The following is a 23,043-nucleotide window of genomic DNA, read 5'->3' on the forward strand; positions in this document are numbered from 1 at the left end:
ATACATACGATTCTATAATTACCAGAGATTTCAAAAGAAATTAAATAACCTGAGTCCTTATATATACAGAACTCAGGCTGCTTAAATTTGCGTTTTTATCACTGTCTACTTGACAGGGGTCACTTCATTGTGTGGTTCTACTTACTTGTCCGTTGATTTCCGTTCCAGGCGCTTCGCTTTCCGCGGGGCGGGCGGCGAGCCTCCTCGTCGAATGCGACTGTGGGGTCTCGCCTGTCCCGCTGCTCCCGCAGGAGTCTTCGCGCCTTCCACTCCAATCAACTCAGCGGAAAATATTAGGATAACCTTTTTAAAAAATATTAAAAATAGATCAAAATCAACGAAAACAAAAAAGACTCAAAAGAGCCGTCATTCAACAACCCCTTGAGTCAACTTTTATCCTTTTAAAATCTCTTCTAAAGTTTTCTGTACTTCATAACCATCATTAAATGATACAACTACCGCTGGCTTTCCTTCAATTGCCTTAACTAGCTCCATGACGATATCCATTTGTTCGGTTCTTTCGATTGGTAGCGTCACAGGTGGTTTGTCTGCTGAGCTTTGCGTTAGTTGGCTCCAGTTTGTAAGATCGATGGTCCCTTGATCTCCATATACCTTAAAGGAAAGGTGTTCTTTTTGCCCAATTCCGCTTAAACCATTGAATAGAACAGGAATTCCGTTAGCTAATTCCATTTTAGCAATAAACCCTGTTTCACATAGTTCCACGTTTTCAGGGTAATCAACGAAGGAATGTACGTTACTAATTTTTCCGAAAATGTCATAAATCATTTGAATATAATGTGGCGCTACTTCACGAATAAAGCCACCTTGCTCTCTGCTGGCAATCCATTCGTTCTTTTGCCATTGACGTGGCCAACTAGTAAAGTGTAGGTTCACTTCCACTTTCTTGACTTCACCAATTTCGCCTTTTTGAATTTTCTCTTTTAATACTTGGAACACATTGCTGTATATCATCGGGAAATTCATAGCGTGAATGACATTCGCTTTTAAAGCTGCCTCTAGCATTTCCTTCGCTTCTTCAAGCGAATTCGCTAACGGTTTTTCACAGAATATGTTAATCCCTTTATTTAAGACATCTAAAGCAATCTTATGATGAAACTTTGGAGGTACAGCAACATATACAAGATCTAGTTCACTTTTTGAAAGCATTTCTAAATGATCTGTATATAAAAGAACATCTTCAAATTCTTCTTTAACCGCATTAAGGCGTTCTTCATTTCGATCACAAACGGCGACTAACTCTACACCTGAATGATATTGAAATTTTCTTAATACTCTTTCTCCAATGGCGCCAATTCCCACCATTCCAACTTTAATCTTTCTCTTCATGAAAAACACCTCAAGTTTTGTTATTCTAGTACGTTAATAATTCTGAAAATCTCATAATACTATTTAATGTAACAAATGACGATAAACATGAGAAGACCTAATTAATAAAATTAATCAAAAATTTCGGATTACTAAGTAATAAAGCAAAACTCCCATTGACTGACCCCATCATTTTTAATAAAACTGACTCTTTTAGAAAGCACAAAATTGTTTTAAGATTATCTTGAAATAAGGGATTGTAAAGAGGAGTGCTGATTAAAATGGTAATTATTAAACAATTAGAAAAAGATGATTGGTTAGAGGTTTTTAATGTGATGCATGAATTAAGGCCGCATCTGACTGAGACAACTTACTTGGAATTATTAAATGAAATGGAATTACAAGGCTATAAAATGTTTGCCTTATATGAAGAGGATGTACTAGTAGCTGTAACAGGTGTTTCCATTATTACAAACTTATACTATGGTAGACATGTCTACGTATATGACCTAGTCACAACCAACTCAAAACGTTCAAAGGGCTATGGTGAAAAACTATTATCCTATCTCGAAAATTGGGGGAAAGAAAACGACTGCGAAACGATTGCCCTATCTTCCGCTTTATTCCGAACCGATGCTCATCGTTTTTATGAACATAAAATGAATTATGAAAAACCTAGCTTTGTGTTTAAGAAAACACTCCAATAGCAAAAGGGGTTACTCAACCCCTTTTTCACTTTAATAGACTTGTATATTTTTTAAAACAGGTAGGACAATCGAAACGGTCGTACCTACTCCTTCTTTGCTATCGTAGGTCATTTTTCCTTGAAGGGACTCAATAATTTTTAACGAAACCATGGTACCAAGACCAGTCCCTTTGTCCTTCGTCGTATAAAATAATGTTCCTATTCTTTGAAGCTGATCCTCCGTCATCCCTTTTCCGTTATCCTGGATGGAAATATGTACAAACTCGTCTTCTTTACTAAGTGTAATGGTTATTAACCCACTTTGTTCCGAAGCTTCAATAGCATTTTTAATGATATTTACAAGCGCTTGCTTTATTTGGTTACGATCAGCGAACAAATGCACTTCCGACTGAATGGTACACTTAAGCTCAACCCCTTGTTGATTTGCGAGTGGCTCTATTAACTGATGCACATCGAGAATTAAGTCCTTTAAGGAAAAATTCTCTACTTTTTCAAATTGAGGTTTTGCAAAGTTTAAATAATCTGTAATGATGGACTCTGCTCTACCTAACTCGCTCAATACTAAAGTTAAATAATCCCGATTTTGTCCTTGCTCCTTTTGATGCATGAGTTGCAGGAATCCTTTAACGACTGTCAGCGGATTCCTTACTTCATGCGCAATCGATGCTGCTAGCTCACCCAAAGTATTAAATTTTTCAGCTCGACGAACTTCCTCTTTCAACATTTGTCTCTCAATAGTCATTTCACTAAGCTTTGCCACTAAACCAATACAAGCTAGATTGATAAATCCAAAAATGACAATGTAGAATAACATTTCTAAACCACGGTTCATTGCTGTTCCTACAAAATAAACCCACGTACATAAAATTCCTAATTGAACTAAACCTGGCCAAAGACCGATCAAAACGGCTAATCTCACTCTATTTTCGACGTTAAACCCCAAAAATCTCTTTGAATAGTAAAGAGGTACAATCACTGCTACAACGGCGCTGATATAGCCCAAAGGAAGGGTCTCCCCTCCTATAAATGTTCTAGTAATAACAATGGAAGCAAACACTATTCCACCTGCAACAGGACCACTATATAAAAAGGCCATAACTAAAGGTATATACCTCAAATCCCAAGATAGCCCAAAGACATCTACTGGAAAAATCATACAAAGAGAAGCAGCAATACCTTGTAGTAAACCACAGATAGCTGACTTAATTTTTATATTTTTATTTTCAATAAAGAAATTATATAATAGGATAGGAGCAACGGTAATTAATACGTGTAATAGTAGTTTTTCAACAAGCATGTAATCATTCCTTAATTTACTGTCTTATATCATTAATACGACAAAAAGTTTCATAATCCTTTCTGAATATTATAAAAATTTACAAAGTTTTTATGACAAATGAAAGAAATTATTATTTTAAATAAAAAAACAAGGGGCTGTTCAAAAAGTCATATTACTGACTATTTGGACAGCCCCCGCTAAATTTACACATTTTTTAATACCATATATAGTCTACGGTCTCGATGCTCTCTTTCCTCTTGAGAGGACAAATCGTATTTCTTTAACAAATGAAACACATCATTTAATATGTCCTGGGTGTGCTCTTTTGAGAAAAAATGCTCAAATAATGATTTCATATCAGATGGTAAAAATTCCGCTTGTGACTCATATTTTTGCCTAACGTCTTCCATTGAATGATCTAGTTTACATTCTCCCATCTTCATCCCTCTTTTCTATAATAATCTACCCTTATGACCAAGATAGAAGTTATGAGTTCATTTTACCCTTAAGGTTATAAATCATGCAATGAAAGGAAATGGAGATGGGACTTTGCAGTACTAAGCTTTAATATAATTAGTTTTTAGTTGTTCACCTAAAAACTTAGCTACCTCTAACATTCCATACTTCCCGAACACTCTCTCCGCATCTGAGTTATAGTTCGTATTTGTATTCACATCATACGTATAGATTTCACCGTTTGCATTACGAATGAACTCGATTCCTGCAACAGCGATTTGATTTTCTTTTAAAAATTGCTCATATTTTTCGATTATTGGGTCGTTAAAATCCTCAATAATACGGAATTTAGGTTTTTCTTCCGTTTCTTCACCAACTGGACAGAAAAGGTCCCCAATTTGGCAAGCATCTGCAGGACATAGCTCAAAGCCTTCAGAAGTATCCACTTGAACCGCATAGACAAACTTTCCTCCAACAAATTCACATCTTGTAATATACGATTCTGGAGATTGAATATACTCTTGAACAAGGGTGATACCATCAACAGGAAGCTCAAATGTAGATCCATAAACATATTCTTTTAAACTATCAATAGAATGGAATAATTGTACTCCGAGTCCTTTTCCGGCACGATTATGCTTCGTGATAAACGATTTTGTGTTAAGCGTTTCTGCTGCCACGATAATTTGGTCTTTTCCAACAGCTGCAATCGTCTTCGGAGTCAATACACCTGCTAGATTTAATGCCATGTACTGATTAACCTTACTCACTTCTAGTCTTAAAGCACGGCTACCGTTAAATACTTTACGTCCATGTCTTTCAAGCCAAGCCAGAACAGATTCTGTTAGTTCAGGGGCAAAACGATGGTCACGAGTATGAGAAGAAGCACTCATACGGCTATAAAAGACACCTTCTGGTGGTGCGGTTGTTAAATCGACAATTCCTTCATGTAAGAACCATTCTTCATATGGAAGCTCAAGTTCTTTTAATCGGTTTGTTAAATGGTCTGTCCATTCGTTATTTTCATGAATAATATAGATTTTTTCACTCATTTGAATACCCCTTTTTCATCTATTTATATAATGGTTTAGTTCGTCTGTTTTTGCTTTCTTTTTGCTTCAACTAAAGGCATGACATCCTTTGCAAAGCGCTCCATTTCTTCTAGCTGAGGAGAGAATTGAAGCAGTAGCAAATCAAGGCCAGCTTCTTCATAGGAAAGAATACGGTCTGCAATTTGTTCTGGTGTTCCAACTAAATTCGGTCTTAACCCACGATTTGAAACGGAATAATCATATAGTTTTACTTGTTGTTCTAACTGTGATTTACCGACAAAATCCTTGTATCCTGCGTAAGCACTAGACTCTTTTACATCTGTAATCCGAGTTAACTCAGCTTGGGCTTCTTCTTCTGTATCGCGACAAATAATGTATGCCGCCATTCCGAAAGAGCTAAGAGGAGTTCTTTCCGCTTGTTCACGCAGATCTTTCATACCATTTACTTTTTCTTGAATTTCTTCAACGGTACCGCCATGCATCACGTATGCATCACAAGTATTGACGATTGTTTGCTTTCCGCGCGGACTCTCTCCACCAGCATAAAGAATGGGATTTGGACGCTGTACAGGCTTAGGTGCTAAATGAGCATTTTTAATCGAATAATATTTACCTTCATAATTAAAGACATCTTCTGTCCATAAGCCTTTTAAAACATCAATAAATTCCTCAGTACGGTCATATCTTTCATCATGCTCTGTAAAAATCCCACCATATTGACGAGCTTCTTCTTCCCACCATGCTGAAACAACGTTAAGAGTGAAGCGTCCATTACTGATTTGATCAATATTGGCTGCCATTTTTGCTGTTACAGCCGGGTTATGAAATCCAGGTCGAACCGCTGTCATGATTTCAATCTTTTCTGTAACCGCTGCTAGTGCAGCTGCTGTAGACCAAGCTTCTAAAGAATCATGCTCTGGACCTTTTATATCATTCAAATATAGTTCAGCAATTAAAGTGGTATCATATCCCCATTTTTCTGCCGATTGAATAACTTTTTTTGCATATTCAAAAGTTGGAGGCATACTCTCATTCTCAACATTTCTCAACCATCCTCCGAAAATCGGTAACCAAAAACCGTATTTCATCTCTCTTCTCCCCTAACTATGTAAATATCTTTGATGATTCAATCATGATTCCAGAGCAAAAAAAATAACCTCTCCGACAAGAAGAAGTTTGCGTACTCTTTCTCATCTGTCAGAATTAATATTCTGCTGGAATTAGCACCTTTGAATAAAAATCCAATGGTTGCTGGGCTTCACAGGGCCAGTCCCTCTGCCACTCTTGATAAGAATCATATTTAGTTATTTCATAGTAATCCTACTATATAAGTTGGTTTAAAGTCAATTATTTTATTTCCCTTTTCACAATATTCTATGTATTTCTTTTGTTCAATAGAATCACTCCTTGAATAAAGGGATGGAATAGATCTTAAGGGGGAAGATAAAGATATCCATACAATAAGAATAGAGGAGAAAGTATGAAAATAAGGATAGCGTATTTCACTATTGGATTACTCATTTTAACTCTTGGTGTGGCTCTTATCATTAAGGCAGGTTTAGGAGCATCATCATGGGATGCATTAGCGGTTGGGGAATCTAATACCTTTCATTTATCAGTTGGAACCTTTGTGTTTATAAACGGAATCATTCTCATGTTCATAAATGCTTTCTTATTAAAGAAACGTCCTGAAATTTTAGCCGCTGGTACGATTTTTGTTATTGGACTGCTAATCGACTTTTGGTTAGTAATCATATTAAATGCATTTAATCCTAAAGCGATTTTTATCCAAGCCATTACTCTTGTTATTGGTATCTTCGTATTGGCGATTGGAGTAGCGATCTATCTTCAAGCAAAGTTCCCGGCTAGTCCAATGGACACTTTAATGATTGCTATATCGAAACGTTTTCATTTAAGTTTACGAATTTCAAGAATCATTAGTGAGGGATTGGCCTTAATATTAGCTTTTTTATTTAAGGGTGCAATAGGAGTGGGAACAATTATAGTAACTTTAACCTTAGGTCCTATTGTTCAATATTTTTATACTTATTTTAATAGAAGGTTTACGGAAGGGAAAAGCCTCGAATTAAATCCCCGATAAAAGCAAAGGTGTCTCCATATACGGAAACACCTTTTTATCAATTAACTCTATTCATTTCTCTAATGACAAAATCCATATAGTCCAGTGCCTCTCTTCTTCTTTTAAAGGGAGAGAGATAATAGGATTTCTTCTCATTTTTTCTTATACGCATGGACTCTTGGATAATATTATGCCACTTCGATGGTACGGCTTTCAAGGCGTATTCCCCTGCACCTATTTTTGAAGTGATGTCTTTTTCTCTTAAGGAATAATAAAGTCGTGTGACTCCTAAAACTCCCCATTCAATAGACTCCAATTGAAAAAGCATACTAAGATAATTCAAAGAAAACTTTTTCCCAGCTTTTAACCTCCAATGAAGCCAATATTCATTTAGATTTTGAACGATGTTTGCTGATAAAACGTCCCAATCCACTTCAAAGGAATACGCTTTAATCTCTTTTCCCTTGATAACAAGTCCGTATTTTTTCAATTGAAAAAAATCGATGTGGTTCTTATTAAGTTGCTTATTTCCTATGTACTGACCTTCGTTAAAATAAGGGGTTTGAAATTGGTTATCACCCAGATTTTCTAACTGTTTGTTCGTTAAATATATCCCGTCTAAATGAATGCTAGGAAATCCTTTATTTAACTCGGAATGTATTTCCTTCAGTGTTTGTAAGTCCTTTTCGGTAGGTTCCCTGTAGGTAACAATCATAAAATCAATATCACTATGTCCTTCATTAAAAGAACCAAGCGCAATGGAGCCAAATAAGTAATAAGATTCAAGAAAGTTCGGGAGCTTAGTTTCCAACAGCTTAAGATGTTCGTCTAAAACCTTCTGAACCGTTGCAGGTAGATTATTCATTTCTTCACCTATCTTTTTAACATTTTATTAACATGAAAGGGACTTATAATAAATGATCGTTGCATCGAAGCTTCCATCAGCAGACTTTGCAAAGTTTGGAATACGACCAGCTTTAACGTAACCTAATGATAAATATAGATCATTGGAAGGGTCTCCTTCTCTAGTGTCAAGAACCACCAATGTTCGCCCCAGTTGTTTGGCTTGATCTTCAGCTGCATTCATCAGAAATCGAGCTATTCCTTTACGCCTGAATTTGGGATGTGTCATTAACTTTGCAATCTCCACTCGATGATCACCGTTTAACTTCATACATAAATGGAGTTGAATAGTTCCAGCAATTTCGTTGTCCATTTTTGCAACTAATAATATAACGTCTGGATTTAGTACATGATCCCAATACTCCTCCGCATCCTTTTCCTTCAAAGGTGGTAAAAATCCAACTGATGCCCCACCTTCCACTACTTCCATTAATAACTCTGTTAATTGATTACGATAAGCATGTATTGATTTTATTTCTTCCAAATTAAGTGTCATTTCCATATGGTTACACCTCTATAAAGAATTTTATTTAGTTTCATACTTTAGTTGGATAATGAAAACACCCAAGTTGACCTAGGATACTCGTCTATACAAACCCGGTTTCCCTTCATATGTTGGTTAGTAAAGGAGGGATAGTCATGTATCATGCTGCTTATTTATTTTTAGCTGCCATCCTAGCAGGTTTTGCGTTAATTGTTGTTACCACCATTTCTGGTACACCTGCATTTGTTTCTAGTATTGCTGCCTTCTTAACTGTACTAGGGGCCATCGCCATTATTGTTTTCGCTTTAGCCATTCTTTTTATTGCTATTAAAGTATTATTAAATAAGGGCTGGCGTTAATTAATTTATATATAAGAAGACAAAGAACCTATTTTTGGGTTCTTTGTCTCTGTTTAGGGCTCCTTAAGTCTATTGTTGCTACTTTATAGGCAAGTAAATATATACCGTCGTTCCTTTGGCCTCTTCGCTTTCGATGTTAATTTTTCCTTCATGTTGTTCGATGATTTTAAAGCTTGTCATCAACCCTAGTCCTGTACCTTTTTCCTTTGTGGAATAAAAGGGTTCACCTAGATTAGGGATTCGATCACTTGGGATTCCACAACCATTATCCTTAATTTCTATACAAGCATATTGTTCATCTTGATATACTTTTATGTGAACGTTTCCTTTTTCTTCAATTGCATCAAGTGCATTTTGAATAACATTAATGAAAACTTGTTTTAATGAGTTTGTATCTCCAAATGTAGTTAAATTTATATCCGGTATGGAAAAATAAATCTCTTTATTTTTTAACATCGCTTGTGGTAACAAGAGTTGAATGACACTTTTGATTAAATGATCAATGGAGATTATTTCTTGTTTTTCCATATTCGGCTTGGCCAATGTTAGAAATTCAGTTATGATACTATCAATCCGATCAATCTCGTTTAACACAATGGTTGAATAGGCTGGGTTCAAAGTTCCTCCTGTTGATAAGAGTTGCATAAATCCTTTAATAGGAGTTAATGGATTGCGAATCTCATGTGCAACAGCAGCGGCCATCTGACCAACAACAGCTAATTTCTCAGATTTTTTCAATAACTCATAGGTATTCATTCTTTGTTCAATATCCCTAGTAACCGAAATGATCTGAGTGACTTCACCAGACTGCTCATCGGAAACTGCCTTAATGGTCGATTCTAACCAAATATAAGAACCATCCTTCTTTTTATACCTATAAGTTGACAGTACAGACTCCCCATTATTCACAACCTTGCCATATAATCTTTTAACTTCTTCAAGATCGTTAACATGGATATATTGAAAAGGGTCTTCCCCAAGCAAATCATCAGGGCAATAGCCAAGGGAACTGATTGACGGAGAAACGTATACATATGTCCCATCGACTGCATGTAAATTAATAAAGTCTGAGGAATTTTCCGCTAAAAGTCGGTATTTTTTCTCACTTTCATTCTTCCTTTGCTCAATAGCAATCTTCTCCGTTAAATCAAAAACCTGACCGAGGATGTACTGCTGTCCCGTTTCTTCATCTTTTATTAAAGAAACTTGTAATTGACCGATCATGATATCTCCGTTTTTATGATAAAAACGTTTTTGAAACTGGTATTCTTTAATTTTACCTTCTATTAATTGGGTTAATAAATAATAGTCTTTTATAAAATCTTCTTCCTGAGATAGATCTTTTACACTTAAATGCTGAAGTTCTTCTAAACTATAACCTAAAAAGTCAGTAAAAGCGTGATTAAATACCATGGTAGTTAAATCAATGGGCCCGAATACTTGAGGTAACCTAGACTGATAAAATACTTCTTTAAACAATGCTGAATTAATCATGTTTCCTCCAATAGATGTAAAAACAACTATATATATTTCTCAATATGTGAACATCATAAAATATTTATTTTAATATAGTGAATCATTCTTCCTAAACATGATAACAAAACATAGTTACTTAATAAATGGGATTTGTGTAAGTTTTTTACTATTTTTCAATAAAAGGTTTGCTATTATAGTTTGTCCGTTCCTTTCCGCTCAATATTTCAAACTATGTAAAAAACTACTATACAAATGAGGCTTATAAACAATCATCCTATTACTTTCTAAACATTTAAATGTATAATGTCTATATGAATAATTGAAAGGGGCTTCATCATGACAAAAACTAATGTAGAGGAAACTATTCATCTTTTAACACAGTTAGTTTCTATTCCTAGCCCATCTGGGAATACAAACGAGGTCATTACATATGTTGAAAAATACTTAAAAGAGCTTGGTGTTGAGACAAAAAGAAACCGTAAAGGCGGATTAATTGCTACTCTTCACGGGGCAGATAACGAGAATCATAGGATGCTTACAGCCCATGTGGATACGCTTGGGGCGATTGTAAAAGAAATTAAGCCTAGTGGTAGATTAAAGCTAGATTTAATTGGTGGCTTTACTTATAACTCTATTGAGGGTGAATATTGCCAAATTGAAACAAGCTCAGGGAAAAAATTCACTGGAACGATTCTTATGCATCAAACATCTGTACATGTTTACAAGGATGCTAGTAAAGCTGAACGCAACCAAGCAAATATGGAAGTTCGTATTGATGAAGTGGTACATAATGCAGAAGATGTTCGTAAACTCGGTATTGAAGTAGGAGATTTTGTTTCATTTGATCCAAGAGTGCAGGTAACAGAAAGTGGTTTTATTAAATCTCGCCACTTAGATGACAAAGCAAGTGTGGCAATCCTTCTTCAATTAATTAAACAAGTGAAAGCGGAAAATATTACTCTTCCATATACCACTCATTTCCTTATTTCAAATAATGAAGAAATTGGGTATGGTGGTAACTCTAATATTACTCCTGAAACGGTTGAATATTTGGCTGTTGATATGGGAGCAATGGGTGATGGTCAGTCTACAGATGAGTATACTGTTTCTATTTGTGTGAAGGATGCGAGTGGACCATATCACTATGAGTTCAGAAAAAATTTAGTAAAAATAGCTGAAGAAAATGAAATTGGTTATAAATTAGATATTTATCCGTATTACGGTTCTGATGCATCTGCTGCTATTCGCTCAGGACATGATATTGTTCACGGCTTAATTGGACCGGGAATTGATTCGTCTCATGCGTACGAGCGTACACATCAATCTTCCATTGAAAATACAGCGAATCTTCTTTATCACTACGTACAATCAAAAATGGTTTTATAAATACCATAAACTCCCCTAATTTTTATTAAGGGAGTTTTGCTATTTTAAAAGCAAATAGTATTGCTATTAAAGTGCTAGCACTTGATAGATAAATGCTATCTCTCTGTTATTCATATGCTAAAAAGGATACGGTGCACTTCTCGTTCATGCCGTCCTTTAGTTGTTTCGCTTTGAGATAAGTGGTTTAAAGCTCTAAGTGAAATTTTACCAATAATACCTTTTTCTCGTACTTTCATTATCTTATCCTCTCAAACCCGGGCGGTGATTTAAAAAATTTTGATAAGCAAACCCTTTTACCTCATCCTCTTTAAAATGCTTCAATAGTTCATTGATGAGAGTTTGACTCTTGGATGCATCTTCTAGTCCTTTAACAAAAGTCGATATTCCGTCAAAGTCGGATCCTAACCCAATTTGATTCACTCCACCTAACGAACAAAAGTGGTCAATATGTTTGATTAAATCATCAATGGTAGCATTACCACCCTCCACGACGAAATCAGGACAATATACTACATGAATCAAACCACCTTTTTGAAACATTCCAACTGCCTGTTCGTCCGTTAAATTTCTTGGATGATCACAAAGAAACCTAGAGTTCGAGTGACTTGCAATAGGGTATTTTGCTAGTTCCATGACATCCCAAAATCCGCGTTCACTTAAATGAGAAACATCCGTTAACATGAGGTGGTCATTGTTGAACTGAACAATCTCACTACCTAATAAAGTGAGTCCTCCACCACGGGGTTCCCCTGCACCATCAGCAGCTAAATTGGCATTATTCCAAGTTAAACCGACCGAACGGACTCCCAATTGATAGAGAATACTTAATTTAGATAAATCATTTCCGATTGCGTCTACACCTTCAAGAGTGAGCATTGCGCCGATTTGGCCTTCTCCGATACGGTCAAAATCTGACCATTCTTTAATATGAAGCATTTCTGAATTTTTCCCTAGCACTTCTCGGTAAAATAAATCTACTTGGTCTAGTGCGGCTTGAAATTTTTCATCGGATTTGATATCTGGGTCGATCCAAATGGCAAAACATTGCACTTGTACTTGCCCTTTCAACAGCCTTTGTTTATTCGTTTCAAGCTCAGGTGCATCCTTATATGAAATAGTTCCTTTTGATAAATAAAGTTTTAATAAGGCATCACAATGAAAGTCTATAATTTTCATACTCGAAACCCCCTTACTACTATCATTTTTATAGTGCAGCTATTTCTAATTGAAATTGTTCATAAAGCCTTTTGGTGACAGGTCCTGGTACACCGTTTCCAATAGAATTATCATCAATTTTTACAATTGGCATGATTTCAGATGTGGTGCTAGTCACAAATACCTCATCTGCAGAAAGAAGTAGGTCTGTAGTAAATGGTTCTTCAACAAAATCAATATTTAGCTTTTCCGCTATCCGTTTTACAGCCATTCTTGTAATTCCCGGAAGGATTTGTTTCGTTAATGGAGCGGTAAAAATTTTTCCTTCCTTTATTATATAGGCATTTGAACTCGTTCCTTCTGTTACAACTCCATCTCGGTTTAAAATCGCTTCATAACAACCTGCTTCGTCTGCTGTTTGCTTAGCCAAAATATTGGGCAATAAGTTTAACGATTTAATATAGCAGTTTGCCCATCGTTCATCATCAAGAATGATGGCTTTGACTCCATTGTCCCTCATTTCTGGCTTTGGAGGTTTCGCTTCTCTTACCGTCATCGTAATGGATACGGGAACATTCGGAAATAAATGAAGCCTTGTTGCAATTCCTCTAGTAATCTGTATGTATACATTGCAATCCTTTAGCTCCGACTTTTCGACTGCCTGTAAAATTAATTGGTTAAAGTCTTCTACACTTTGTTCAATTGGTAATCTAATCGCTTTAGAACTATTGATCAATCTCTCTACATGCTCAACTAACATGAATGGCTTACCATTATAAAATCGAATAACCTCATATACCCCATCTCCGAATTGATGGCCTCTTTCATCAATAGGAATAACCGCTTCATCTAAAGAAACATACTTTCCATTTACATATCCGATTTCCATGTTCATTCCCCCATGTCATGTATTCATTACTTATTTATACATTGATATAAAACCTATTATTAATGGTTATTTTCGCATATATAATGGGTCTTCGTAAACGGTATTTCCTACTTTTCTAAAGTATTGTTGTAGGTCATTTAAGAATAATTTTACCAGAAACTAAAAATACTACCTCCTGAGGTGAGGTCTAATGACAAAAGAAGATGTACAAAGTAGTGAGAGTGAAATTAGAAGAGCTAGTAAAAGAGGAGCTGTAGAAGATATTATTCATGTTGGGTCGCGAGATGAGGGGTACGATTTAAAAGTGAATAATAACTTTGGTGCTGGAATTAAACAAGAAGTGGAATGGAATGGAAAAGAATAAGTAAGGGTTAGAATATGCCCCACCACAATTGGATGTGATGGGGTCTTTTGTTACCTTACCTGCCCATTTCCTCTCATCATAAACTTAACAGTCGTTAATGCTGGCAATCCCATCGGACCCCGGGCATGTAGCTTTTGTGTGGAAATTCCTATTTCTGCACCAAAGCCTAACGCTCCGCCATCTGTAAAACGAGTAGAGGCATTATGATAGAGGCACGAAGCATCGACTAATTGTAGGAATAGGGAAGCTGTTTCGGAATTCTCAGTAATAATCGCTTCAGAATGTTTTGTTCCATAGCGATCGATGTGTTCAACAGCTTCTTCAAGGTTGTTTACAACTCTAACCGCTAGTTCTAAGCTTAAGTACTCATCGGCCCAATCCTCTTCACTTGCTGGAATACTGCCCGGAATGCATTGTAATGCCCTTTCGTCACCATGAACGGTTATTCCGTGCTTTTTAAATGTAGAGGTAAGTAATTCTTCATTTTTCTCTAACCAATCTTTTTGAATAATCACGGTCTCAACAGCGTTACATACGGCAGGGCGATCGGTCTTCGCATTGATTAAAATATTTAATGCTTTTTGAACATCAGCCTCATGGTCAATATATATATGACAATTTCCAACCCCTGTCTCAAGAACCGGGACCGTTGCATTGTTCACCACACTATTGATTAACGAAGCTCCCCCTCTAGGTATTAACACATCAATATGTTCATTCATCGTGAATAATTGTTTCGTAGCTTCTCGGTCCGTGCTTTCAATAAATTGGACCGCTTCCTTAGGAATATTTGTTTTTTCGAGTGCTTGATGCATGATCTCGACAATGGCTTTGTTTGAAGAGATAGCAGAAGATCCACCTTTAAGGATAATGGAGTTTCCGGATTTTAATGCGAGGCCGGTTGCATCAACCGTTACATTTGGACGTGCTTCATAAATCATTCCTATAACACCAAGCGGAACAGTCACTTTTTGTACATTTAGCCCATTATCTAAAGTCCATTCCGATAAAATTGTTCCTGTTGGGTCATCTAAAGTGGCAACTTGTCTTAACCCGTCTGCAAATTCAATAACTCTTTCCTTTGTTAGGGCTAATCGATCCATAAAAGCGTCTTCGTAGCCTTTTTTACGCCCTCGTTCCAAGTCCAGTTCATTTGCTTTAAGGATGTATTTGTACTCTTTTTCTAACGTATCGGCTAACACATGTAGTGCTTCGTCCTTATCTTCTCTTGATAATAATCCTACTATTTTAGCTGCCTTCTTTGCCTCTATTGCTTGTTCTTTAACATTCATTTCTCTTAATATCGTCATCTAATTCCCCTCTCTAATAGCGTTAACTGCCTACAGACAATGAAACTTCTAAGTGACAAACAAAATCCTCTGCCTTTACAACGAATTCTGTTGGATGTGGAATCACATCTTGTTTCATCCATCTTTCTAACTCGACATGCGAAAAATTGACAACCCCTAAGCCTAACTCAGAGCCTTCTTGATCTAAAATCCGAATAACAGCCCCTTTAGCGAATGGACCGTTAACTTTTATAAGTCCTGTTAAAGTAAGACCCTGTTTCATGTTGATAAGTTGATGGGTCATTTCTTCGTTAATAAAGACTTCCCCTTCAGGACCTGAATTAAAGGCAATCCATTTCTTCTTTTGATTCAGATTAACCATATGGGCTTCTACTTTAAAATAAGTTCCTCTTGCTGTTTCGTTCACAGCTCCCATCAATACATGGGGTATACCTGCTTTTCCTAAAAAAGTGGTGATACCGGAAGCCATCGCAATTTTAACGGCTTCAATTTTTGATCTCATCCCACCTGTCCCAACGGAACTTCCTGAATCTCCTGCAGCCGCTTCAATTTCCGGAGTAATCTCTGTTACTTTCTCCAACAATTTCGCATGTAGTTGTTTTCTTGGATCAGCATTATAAAGTCCGTCAATGTCAGATAAAATAATTAATCGGTCAGAATCCAACAGTCCAGCTACCTTTGCCGATAACGTATCATTGTCACCAAACTTTAATCGATCGATGGTAACTGTATCATTTTCATTGACGATTGGAATGATCCCTCTTTCTAATAACACATTAAGGGTGTTTCGAACATTTTTGTAACGGTTCTCGTCTGAAAAGTCACTTCTTGTGATCAAAATTTGGGAAGCAACATACCCGTGGGATAAAAATAATTCTGAATAGGCTTCCATTAATAATCCTTGCCCAATAGAGGCAGCTGCTTGCTTTTCAGGTAGCGTATTCGGGCGTTCAAGACAACCTAATTTACGATAGCCAGCAGCGACCGCTCCAGAGGAAACTAAAACAACTTCATGTCCCATGTCTTTCAAAAGGGCAATTTCATCTACCAGTTTCTCTAATTTTCTACGGCTTATTTCACCATGTCGGCTTGTTAAGGAACTGCTGCCGATTTTTATTACTACCCGCTGTGGGGCTGTATCTGGGGTCATCCTATCACTCCTGTTTAAATTACCGTTTATAGACATTCTATTTCCAGTTACATAGCTTTCTTTGACTGATTTGCAGTCGAATTTTTCTTTTCTAGTTGTGAACAAATCTCTTTGGAACGATTAGCAGCGTGATGGATGGCTTGAGAAATGGCTTTTCCGCCTCCATGTTGCTTAAGAGCTTCGAGTCCTGCAGCGGTTGTTCCATTAGGAGATGTTACATTTTCTCTTAATTCTGATGGTGTTTCCTCTTGTTCTTGAACCATTTTTGCAGCCCCAACAATCGTCTGAGCGATAATTTGGCGTGTCGTTTCAGAGTCCAATCCGGCGTCAGTACCTGCCTTCTCCATATGTTCCATTAAGTAATAAAAGTAAGCTGGGCCACTTCCCGCAATTCCTGTAAAAATGTCCATTTTTTCTTCAGGGATAATAAAGACTTCTCCAATACATTCAAGCAGTTCTTTTGCTATTGAAATATTCTCTTCTGTAGTATGTGCTCCTGGGGATAAAGCGGTAGCGGACTCTCCTATCATGCTAGATGTATTCGGCATCACGCGAATCACTTGCTGTGTGGGATGAAGATGTCCTTCCATAAATGAGGTGGATATACCTGCTAAAACGGATAATATTAATTGATTAGGATTAATGTGAGTTTTCAAAGATGATAAGGCTATTTCGGCATCCTTTGGTTTCATGGCCAAAACGAAAATATCGATTTCCTTGTAAGGGACTAAATCTTTTTGAACACCTTGTATGTTATAGCCCATTTGCAGTTCCGATAAACGTGTCTGATTACTTTTGTTACTAACAATAATTTGATCTGAAGGAACTTTACCACCGTTTACAATTCCGGCTATCATTGCTTCCGCCATAGAACCTGCACCTAAAAACGCAATTACTTTATTTTTTAACATGTCATCTCTCCCATGTTGTTCGTATTTTTGTTCTTAATTTTCGTGAACATTTTTTATACTAACATCCTCAATTTCAGATTCAAGGGGTTTTAAGAATGTCATAAGGAAAAGCTTCAATTAGTGAGTGAAAGCGCTACCAAACCAATCTAATTTGTTCTAAGAAGCTCTCAAGCCAGAATATCCGGTCTCATTGGAGAATATGGAGAAATTTGGACAAGGAGCAGAAGCACCTTGGTCAGCCCCGACACGCAAATGTTCACTTAGTCTACTTTTAATCAAATAAAAAAACTCTACATCCTAGCCTTAAATGACTAAAACATAGAGTGATAAGCAGCTCACTGTTTTTTTAACCTTGCTCTCCGAATGTCCATAATATGATTCCACATAGCTTGATTGAGTTTGTAGAATGATTTAATTCCTGGGGTTGTATTGATTTCGAAAATCATAGGGTGTCCGGATGGAGTAATTCCGATATCTACTCCAATCTCAAGACATGGATATTGTTCATCTGTAACCATAGCCGCTGAAATGCACACATCCCCTAATTTTTTCCTCATTTGATTGAACTTCTCACCCTTTAGACCTAGTTTGTCTCCTAATAGTTCCTCAATGGAAATTAATTTTGTTCCTCTAGTAGTATTAATGACCCCATGTTCCATATGTTCCGGTAAAGCGTAGGAAGCACACATCCCACTAGCAATCCATCCTTCTTCCGTTTTTTGAACATGCACTCTTATATTAAATGGTTCACCAGCTAGTGTCGTACTTGTAATACCTTCTTGAATGATATATGGATCCAATCGGCCAAATTTCTCAAAAGGATTTAATATTTTGTGAATCTCGTTAACACTCTTAAGTGCTTTTACTTCGACCCCAAAAAAAGTATATCCATCTATATGATACAAACCCTTTTGTTTTGATTTAGAAATACGAAAAACGCCTCTACCTTGTCCAGAACTATCATGCTTAACATAGATAAAAGGATATTCTTTTATAAAGTCTTCTAGTTTTTCTTTACGATATTCAACTGTCTCGGGGAAATAGTTTTTTGTTCGATCATCTTGTAAAAACAATACACTTTGCTCAAGCTTTCCTATTTTATGAACCATATACCCTCCACCTTTATCCAGTACTCTATAATCAATTTATTCTGATCACTTATCTTTGTGTAGGTTTAAGTGGCAAAGTTTATTTGTACCATTGTAAACAGTTCTTAGTTAATCCCATTTGTTAGGTTGATGTACAAACGGTTAACCAAGGTGATTCATATAATAAGAATGGCAGAATCATTCATTACCTCGTTTTTTGAACAAAACATTATAGGTAGAGAAAGGAGATTATTAGTGCAACCATTACTTGTTCGTGATATATGTAAATTACTACAAGGCAAATTGTTTAGTGGTTCAGATCAGTGGTATGTAAAGAACGCCGTCGTCAATAACCGCCACGACGTTACCGGTACGCACTATTTAGTTTTTGTTTATAGAAGAGATGAAGTTCATTGGGCGGAACTTGATAGAAAAGCTCCATGTGTGGTAATTACTGATAAACCAAAAGATCAACTGGAGAAGGCAGGTAAAAATACCACAATCATAATAGTGAAAAGCGTAGTACAGGCTTACTGGAAGTTTGTTAATTATTATCGCGGCTTATTTAATATTCCTGTCGTTGCGATTACGGGTACATGCGGGAAATCTACGACAAAAGAAATGATTAAACAAATGATGAGTGTTGATCGAAAAGTCCAGGCAACCGAAAGTAGTAAAAATGAACCCCGAAGATCTTTTCCTTATTTAATGGGCATTGATCACCAAACAAAAGCAGCTGTCTTTGAAACTGGTCTTGGGAACCCTGGTAATATTAAGCATCAATGCTTGATATACCAACCAACCATCGGAATTATTACAACCATTGGGGCACACCATTTAGATGGGTGTAAAACAATTGACGGTTATATACAAGCAAAAGGAGAAATTGTAGAGGGGCTAAAGTACCGTGGTACATTAATATTAAATGTTGATGATGAAAATATTAAGAAAATCTCATTAGCTTCTTATAAGGGGAAAATTATTTACTTCGGAAAAGGGAATTCCAGTGACTTTCAGGCAAAAAATATTCATTATGTTAAAGATGGAATGAAATTTGACATTAGACATAAGAATAAGATTTACACCGCTTTTGTACCAGGTTACGGAGAGCACCAAGTGTATAATGCATTAGCTGCTATAGCTGCTGTAAACGAAATGGGTCTTTCCATTGAAGAAGCGATCAATCGACTTCACTCCTTTAAAAACATGCAAAGACATCTAGAAATATCTAGCGGTATTAATGGAAGCACCATAATTGATGATACTTGGACGATTAATCCTACCTCTATTGAAGCAGCACTCAATGTAATGGATCACATTAGTGAAGGAAAAAAGAAAATTGTCTTACTAGGTAATATTAATCGGCTAGGAAATTATGAAAAAAGGTTTCACCAAGAAATAGGATCTCTCATTGCAGGAAAAGACATTCATACACTCATTACGATTGGAAATAAGGCAGTCGAAATTGCCCGACAAGCTAAACGGGATCAATTTAAAGGCAATGTTCAAATATTTGAAAAAGTAGATGGAATTAAAGAACTTCTTATGAAAGAGTTAGATGAAAATACTCATTTATTAATTAAAGGACCGATGAGCAGCCGGTCTATGATACAGTTAGCAAGTGATTTAAAGCTGTAATATAACTGTAAACCAACTATCTTGTTCATGAGAGACAAGGCTTTCTATAAGTAATATTTGTAACAATGGGGACTTGGAACATATTTCCGAACGTCCCCTTTTCATTTGTGTGTTAGAATCAGTTGTGTCGAAACGAAACAAACTGAATTCAAATCTTAGGAGGTAACACACATGAAAAAAGGATTAGTTACAACATCATTAGCACTAGCACTTACATTTAGTAGTGTGGCTATCCCTTCTATCCCTGCATTTAACGTAACTGAAGCTTCAGCTGCAACGGTAGTAAATCCTTACAATAACCAAACAGCGGTAAATGCTAAAGCAGATCAATTAATCCAAACAGCAAAAAGTTTAATTGGACAAGCAACTTACAGCAACACAGAGTACAAACCAACTTATCCTTATAAGTTCTCTTGTGCAACATTCTTAATGTACATCTTTGAGAAAAATGGAGTTGACCTTGCAACATATAATGAAAACTATATGTTAGAACAAGGTGTCTATGTACCAAGAGACCAATTACAAAAAGGTGACTTAGTTTTCTTTGATGCAAATAAAACTAATACAGATCCTTCTGACCACGTAGCAATGTATATTGGTGATAATAAAGTCATTCACATGGCTGATCCGCAGCAAAACATTGTTATTTCTGATATGAGTAGCAAGCCTTATTACACAACGAACTATGTAACAGCTCGTCGTGTATTACCTAGCCTACTAGCGGCTAACCCAGCAACAAAAGGTGACAAAATTGTTGATAGTTCTTATGAGTTAATGAAAAAAGCAGTCATTGGTTCTACTAACAATCCAAGCACGAACCAATTCACTAGAAATGGTTATATCAATCATGTATACCAAACAAATGGTGTTACTTTAGGTACAACAAGTACAACTGAACTAATGAAAAAAGGAACAACTGTGTCAAAAACTAACCTTAAAAAAGGTGACTTAGTTTTCTTTAGTAGCACAATTGGTTCAACTACACCATCATTGGTAGGTATTTATGCGGGCGACCATAGAATTATTGTTCCTTCAACAGGGAAAGTTCTAACAAGAGTTTTATTCGTAGATTACTATAAACAACGTTTTATTACAGCAAAACGCGTGTTTACTGAAAGTACAACCACTACGACAACTACTCAGCCAACAACAACAACACAAGCAACGACTCAAGATAAAATTGCAAGCTTTGCAACTAATCTAACTGGTAAAGCTAAATTTGGTTACACTTACAACGAGAGCACTTTAACATTTACAGGTGCTGGATTTACGTATTATGTATTTAAACAATACGGAATTGATTTAAAAACTAAAATGGCTTCAGCACAATCTTCAATTGGTACGGCCGTTTCAAAAGCTAATCTTAAAAAGGGTGACTTAGTGTACTTCTCTACAAATAACCTAGGTACAACCATTACACATGCTGGTGTTTATGTTGGAGATAACAAAGTTGTACATTTATCTCCAACTACGAAGGGTGTCGTTACTGAAGATTTAAGTTCAACATGGGCTCAAAAGAACTACGTAACAGCACGCCGAGCTTTATAATATCGTAAAATAGTAATTAAACAAATTGAGAGAAGCCACTGGCTTCTTTTTTTTGCGGTGGAAAATTCCACTTACTTTAACACAGCTTTTTCTCTACATCATTATATTGTCCCTTCTTCTTTCTTTTAGCGAAAATATTGGTTTTTTAGTGACAGAAAACTATACACATTTGAATGTAGTACATAACATATACCGAGTTGATGTTTTAAGTTCAATTGGGAGGAGTAAGTTTGAAAACAATTGTCTTTATCGGTACAAACAAATCTGGTTCCAGTAGAGAAGCAATTAAGGCGGCGGAGCAATTAGGGTATTTCACGGTTGTTTTCACGAATAGGGAGAAACAATTAGAGCAGAGGCAACAATATCCAGATATACACGAATTGGTTTATATTGATATAGAAAATATAACTGAAATGAGGAAAGAAATTAAAAAACTCCAATTTCAGGGAAAAGAAATTTTGGCCATTTTAAGTTTTGTAGATTCATCTGTTCATACAGCGTCTACTCTTTCTGATGAATTCTGTCATAACTATGCTTCAACCGAAGCTATTTTTAAAATGGAAAATAAACAAGAAACACGTTTAGCATTGGAAAATGAATCCTATACACCAAAATTTCATATCCTATCTCCTGGTAAGACGATATCAATCAATGAGATACCTAATTTAGACTTTCCTGTTATGGTCAAATCACCAAAATCAACTGGCTCTAAGGATGCACTCCTTGCAGAAAATAAAAAACAATTAGAAAAAAATTTAGTTAAGTTACAGGAAAAATATCCAAAAGACTTACTTATTATTGAGGAGTATATTGACGGAGATCAGTATTTAGTGGAAGCACTTATTCATAATGGAAAAATCCATATTGCTGGGGTTCTTGAGCAAGAAATCACAAAGGGTAAGAGATTTATTGTTACCGGATATGGTGTGTTAGCTGAAGTTCCTGACAAGTTAGAGAAAGAGATTAACCAAGTTCTCCAATCGATTGTAACTAGACTAAATCTTCATAACGGTGCGTTACATCTTGAAATGAGACGGTCGAAAAACGGTTGGAAGTTGATTGAGATTAATCCAAGAATCTCCGGTGGAGCCATGAATAAAATGTTGCAGGCAGCCTTCGGGTTTAATTTAGTCGAAGAAACCATTAAATTATATCTAGGGGAAGAACCTTATTTACACAGAAAAACGAATAACTTTGTTTTTACTCAACATTTGATTGTCTCAAATAAAGGCATATTAGAAAAAGTGACTGGAAGAAATCGAGCAACCCATTCACCAGGTGTAGTTGAGGTGTATGTTAAACCGAAAAAAGGTACTCTACTAACCCCTCCTCTGTCTATGGGGCACCGGTATGCCTACGTCATTGCAAAAGGAAATAGCATGGAAGAAGCAAAGCAACTTGCCAAAACAGCCGCAAATGAAATAAAGTTCCATATGGTAGAAGAATATTAATTCTATGAAAAACTCCATTAGATTGGAGTTTT

22 protein-coding genes and 1 riboswitch are annotated in these 23,043 nt (G+C 36.2%); of the genes, 8 read left to right on the top strand and 14 right to left on the bottom strand.

Going from position 1 to position 23,043, the window contains the following annotated elements; genetic code table 11:
* Positions 1 to 393: 393 nt before the first annotated feature.
* The gene (locus SM124_RS14715; RefSeq protein WP_322447274.1) at positions 394 to 1,347 is read right to left on the bottom strand and encodes a Gfo/Idh/MocA family protein; all 954 of its coding nucleotides are present in this window, start codon (positions 1,345 to 1,347) and stop codon (positions 394 to 396) included.
* A gap of 260 nt (positions 1,348 to 1,607) precedes the next feature.
* On the opposite strand from SM124_RS14715, the gene SM124_RS14720 reads away from it, so the two are divergent.
* Positions 1,608 to 2,033 (top strand): GNAT family N-acetyltransferase, encoded by a 426-nt coding sequence (locus SM124_RS14720; protein ID WP_322447275.1) that lies wholly within the window; start codon positions 1,608 to 1,610, stop codon positions 2,031 to 2,033.
* 30 nt (positions 2,034 to 2,063) lie between these two features.
* Here SM124_RS14720 and SM124_RS14725 read toward each other — a convergent pair whose 3' ends face one another.
* From SM124_RS14725 to SM124_RS14740, 4 genes are all read right to left on the bottom strand, one after another.
* Positions 2,064 to 3,329 (bottom strand): ATP-binding protein, encoded by a 1,266-nt coding sequence (locus SM124_RS14725; protein ID WP_322447276.1) that lies wholly within the window; start codon positions 3,327 to 3,329, stop codon positions 2,064 to 2,066.
* 185 nt (positions 3,330 to 3,514) lie between these two features.
* The gene (locus SM124_RS14730) at positions 3,515 to 3,748 is read right to left on the bottom strand and encodes a hypothetical protein (protein ID WP_322447277.1); all 234 of its coding nucleotides are present in this window, start codon (positions 3,746 to 3,748) and stop codon (positions 3,515 to 3,517) included.
* Positions 3,749 to 3,868: 120 nt separating this feature from the next.
* Positions 3,869 to 4,819, bottom strand: coding sequence for an ATP-grasp domain-containing protein (locus SM124_RS14735; protein ID WP_322447278.1), 951 nt, complete (start codon positions 4,817 to 4,819; stop codon positions 3,869 to 3,871).
* Positions 4,820 to 4,854: 35 nt separating this feature from the next.
* Complete coding sequence (locus SM124_RS14740; protein ID WP_322447279.1) at positions 4,855 to 5,907, bottom strand: LLM class flavin-dependent oxidoreductase; 1,053 nt, start codon at positions 5,905 to 5,907, stop codon at positions 4,855 to 4,857.
* 99 nt (positions 5,908 to 6,006) lie between these two features.
* Positions 6,007 to 6,113: riboswitch (SAM riboswitch) on the bottom strand.
* A 186-nt stretch (positions 6,114 to 6,299) separates the two neighbouring features.
* Here SM124_RS14740 and SM124_RS14745 point away from each other — a divergent pair.
* A complete protein-coding gene (locus tag SM124_RS14745) occupies positions 6,300 to 6,920 on the top strand; it encodes a YczE/YyaS/YitT family protein (RefSeq protein WP_322447280.1) in 621 nt (206 codons plus the stop codon).
* Between the two features lie 37 nt (positions 6,921 to 6,957).
* Here SM124_RS14745 and SM124_RS14750 read toward each other — a convergent pair whose 3' ends face one another.
* Positions 6,958 to 7,764, bottom strand: a complete 807-nt coding sequence (locus tag SM124_RS14750; protein WP_322447281.1) for a nucleotidyltransferase domain-containing protein — start codon at positions 7,762 to 7,764, stop codon at positions 6,958 to 6,960.
* Between the two features lie 27 nt (positions 7,765 to 7,791).
* Positions 7,792 to 8,304 carry a GNAT family N-acetyltransferase gene (locus SM124_RS14755; protein ID WP_322447282.1) on the bottom strand — a complete coding sequence of 171 codons (513 nt, stop codon included), beginning with the start codon at positions 8,302 to 8,304 and terminating at the stop codon, positions 7,792 to 7,794.
* A 137-nt stretch (positions 8,305 to 8,441) separates the two neighbouring features.
* Between SM124_RS14755 and SM124_RS14760 the strand changes: the two genes are divergently transcribed.
* Entirely contained in the window at positions 8,442 to 8,645 is a 204-nt protein-coding gene (locus tag SM124_RS14760; protein ID WP_322447283.1) for a hypothetical protein, read from the top strand.
* A 78-nt stretch (positions 8,646 to 8,723) separates the two neighbouring features.
* Here the strand turns inward: SM124_RS14760 and SM124_RS14765 are convergent, their stop codons facing one another.
* The gene (locus SM124_RS14765; RefSeq protein ID WP_322447284.1) at positions 8,724 to 10,139 is read right to left on the bottom strand and encodes a PAS domain S-box protein; all 1,416 of its coding nucleotides are present in this window, start codon (positions 10,137 to 10,139) and stop codon (positions 8,724 to 8,726) included.
* 318 nt (positions 10,140 to 10,457) lie between these two features.
* Between SM124_RS14765 and SM124_RS14770 the strand changes: the two genes are divergently transcribed.
* Entirely contained in the window at positions 10,458 to 11,507 is a 1,050-nt protein-coding gene (locus SM124_RS14770; protein ID WP_322447285.1) for a M42 family metallopeptidase, read from the top strand.
* A gap of 240 nt (positions 11,508 to 11,747) precedes the next feature.
* Here the strand turns inward: SM124_RS14770 and SM124_RS14775 are convergent, their stop codons facing one another.
* Together SM124_RS14775 and dat are read right to left on the bottom strand one after the other, a co-directional pair.
* A complete protein-coding gene (locus SM124_RS14775) occupies positions 11,748 to 12,683 on the bottom strand; it encodes a dipeptidase (RefSeq protein ID WP_322447286.1) in 936 nt (311 codons plus the stop codon).
* A gap of 28 nt (positions 12,684 to 12,711) precedes the next feature.
* The gene (gene dat / locus SM124_RS14780; protein ID WP_322447287.1) at positions 12,712 to 13,551 is read right to left on the bottom strand and encodes a D-amino-acid transaminase; all 840 of its coding nucleotides are present in this window, start codon (positions 13,549 to 13,551) and stop codon (positions 12,712 to 12,714) included.
* Positions 13,552 to 13,741: 190 nt separating this feature from the next.
* Between dat and SM124_RS14785 the strand changes: the two genes are divergently transcribed.
* Positions 13,742 to 13,915, top strand: coding sequence for a hypothetical protein (locus SM124_RS14785; protein WP_322447288.1), 174 nt, complete (start codon positions 13,742 to 13,744; stop codon positions 13,913 to 13,915).
* A gap of 50 nt (positions 13,916 to 13,965) precedes the next feature.
* On the opposite strand, the gene SM124_RS14790 is transcribed toward SM124_RS14785, so the two are convergent.
* The 4 genes from SM124_RS14790 to SM124_RS14805 form a co-directional block, all read right to left on the bottom strand.
* Positions 13,966 to 15,225, bottom strand: coding sequence for a glutamate-5-semialdehyde dehydrogenase (locus SM124_RS14790; protein WP_322447289.1), 1,260 nt, complete (start codon positions 15,223 to 15,225; stop codon positions 13,966 to 13,968).
* Positions 15,226 to 15,247: 22 nt separating this feature from the next.
* The gene (proB, locus tag SM124_RS14795) at positions 15,248 to 16,375 is read right to left on the bottom strand and encodes a glutamate 5-kinase (RefSeq protein ID WP_322447290.1); all 1,128 of its coding nucleotides are present in this window, start codon (positions 16,373 to 16,375) and stop codon (positions 15,248 to 15,250) included.
* A gap of 47 nt (positions 16,376 to 16,422) precedes the next feature.
* A complete protein-coding gene (proC, locus tag SM124_RS14800) occupies positions 16,423 to 17,286 on the bottom strand; it encodes a pyrroline-5-carboxylate reductase (RefSeq protein ID WP_322447291.1) in 864 nt (287 codons plus the stop codon).
* 335 nt (positions 17,287 to 17,621) lie between these two features.
* Entirely contained in the window at positions 17,622 to 18,395 is a 774-nt protein-coding gene (locus SM124_RS14805; RefSeq protein WP_322447292.1) for a YheC/YheD family protein, read from the bottom strand.
* A gap of 234 nt (positions 18,396 to 18,629) precedes the next feature.
* Here SM124_RS14805 and SM124_RS14810 point away from each other — a divergent pair, with 234 nt between their 5' ends.
* The 3 genes from SM124_RS14810 to SM124_RS14820 all read left to right on the top strand — a co-directional run bounded on the left by SM124_RS14810 (position 18,630) and on the right by SM124_RS14820 (position 23,011).
* Entirely contained in the window at positions 18,630 to 20,012 is a 1,383-nt protein-coding gene (locus tag SM124_RS14810) for a UDP-N-acetylmuramoyl-tripeptide--D-alanyl-D-alanine ligase (RefSeq protein WP_322447293.1), read from the top strand.
* 171 nt (positions 20,013 to 20,183) lie between these two features.
* Positions 20,184 to 21,560, top strand: coding sequence for a C40 family peptidase (locus SM124_RS14815; protein ID WP_322447294.1), 1,377 nt, complete (start codon positions 20,184 to 20,186; stop codon positions 21,558 to 21,560).
* A gap of 230 nt (positions 21,561 to 21,790) precedes the next feature.
* On the top strand, positions 21,791 to 23,011 hold the full coding sequence (locus tag SM124_RS14820) for an ATP-grasp domain-containing protein (RefSeq protein ID WP_322447295.1): 1,221 nt from the start codon (positions 21,791 to 21,793) through the stop codon (positions 23,009 to 23,011).
* The last annotated feature ends 32 nt before the right edge of the window (positions 23,012 to 23,043 follow it).

This window comes from Robertmurraya mangrovi, assembly GCF_034427655.1.
GTDB lineage: Bacteria > Bacillota > Bacilli > Bacillales > Cytobacillaceae > Robertmurraya_A > Robertmurraya_A mangrovi.

Coding starts and splice junctions, on each gene's coding strand:
- SM124_RS14745 (WP_322447280.1), top strand. CDS start 6,300: ATGAAAATAAGGATAGCGTATTTCACTATTGGATTACTCATTTTAACT.
- proB (WP_322447290.1), bottom strand. CDS start 16,375: ATGACCCCAGATACAGCCCCACAGCGGGTAGTAATAAAAATCGGCAGC.
- SM124_RS14750 (WP_322447281.1), bottom strand. CDS start 7,764: ATGAATAATCTACCTGCAACGGTTCAGAAGGTTTTAGACGAACATCTT.
- SM124_RS14735 (WP_322447278.1), bottom strand. CDS start 4,819: ATGAGTGAAAAAATCTATATTATTCATGAAAATAACGAATGGACAGAC.
- dat (WP_322447287.1), bottom strand. CDS start 13,551: ATGGAAATCGGATATGTAAATGGAAAGTATGTTTCTTTAGATGAAGCG.
- SM124_RS14725 (WP_322447276.1), bottom strand. CDS start 3,329: ATGCTTGTTGAAAAACTACTATTACACGTATTAATTACCGTTGCTCCT.
- SM124_RS14770 (WP_322447285.1), top strand. CDS start 10,458: ATGACAAAAACTAATGTAGAGGAAACTATTCATCTTTTAACACAGTTA.
- SM124_RS14715 (WP_322447274.1), bottom strand. CDS start 1,347: ATGAAGAGAAAGATTAAAGTTGGAATGGTGGGAATTGGCGCCATTGGA.
- SM124_RS14730 (WP_322447277.1), bottom strand. CDS start 3,748: ATGGGAGAATGTAAACTAGATCATTCAATGGAAGACGTTAGGCAAAAA.
- SM124_RS14765 (WP_322447284.1), bottom strand. CDS start 10,139: ATGATTAATTCAGCATTGTTTAAAGAAGTATTTTATCAGTCTAGGTTA.
- SM124_RS14805 (WP_322447292.1), bottom strand. CDS start 18,395: ATGGTTCATAAAATAGGAAAGCTTGAGCAAAGTGTATTGTTTTTACAA.
- SM124_RS14790 (WP_322447289.1), bottom strand. CDS start 15,225: ATGACGATATTAAGAGAAATGAATGTTAAAGAACAAGCAATAGAGGCA.
- SM124_RS14755 (WP_322447282.1), bottom strand. CDS start 8,304: ATGGAAATGACACTTAATTTGGAAGAAATAAAATCAATACATGCTTAT.
- SM124_RS14785 (WP_322447288.1), top strand. CDS start 13,742: ATGACAAAAGAAGATGTACAAAGTAGTGAGAGTGAAATTAGAAGAGCT.
- SM124_RS14760 (WP_322447283.1), top strand. CDS start 8,442: ATGTATCATGCTGCTTATTTATTTTTAGCTGCCATCCTAGCAGGTTTT.
- SM124_RS14720 (WP_322447275.1), top strand. CDS start 1,608: ATGGTAATTATTAAACAATTAGAAAAAGATGATTGGTTAGAGGTTTTT.
- proC (WP_322447291.1), bottom strand. CDS start 17,286: ATGTTAAAAAATAAAGTAATTGCGTTTTTAGGTGCAGGTTCTATGGCG.
- SM124_RS14815 (WP_322447294.1), top strand. CDS start 20,184: ATGAAAAAAGGATTAGTTACAACATCATTAGCACTAGCACTTACATTT.
- SM124_RS14775 (WP_322447286.1), bottom strand. CDS start 12,683: ATGAAAATTATAGACTTTCATTGTGATGCCTTATTAAAACTTTATTTA.
- SM124_RS14740 (WP_322447279.1), bottom strand. CDS start 5,907: ATGAAATACGGTTTTTGGTTACCGATTTTCGGAGGATGGTTGAGAAAT.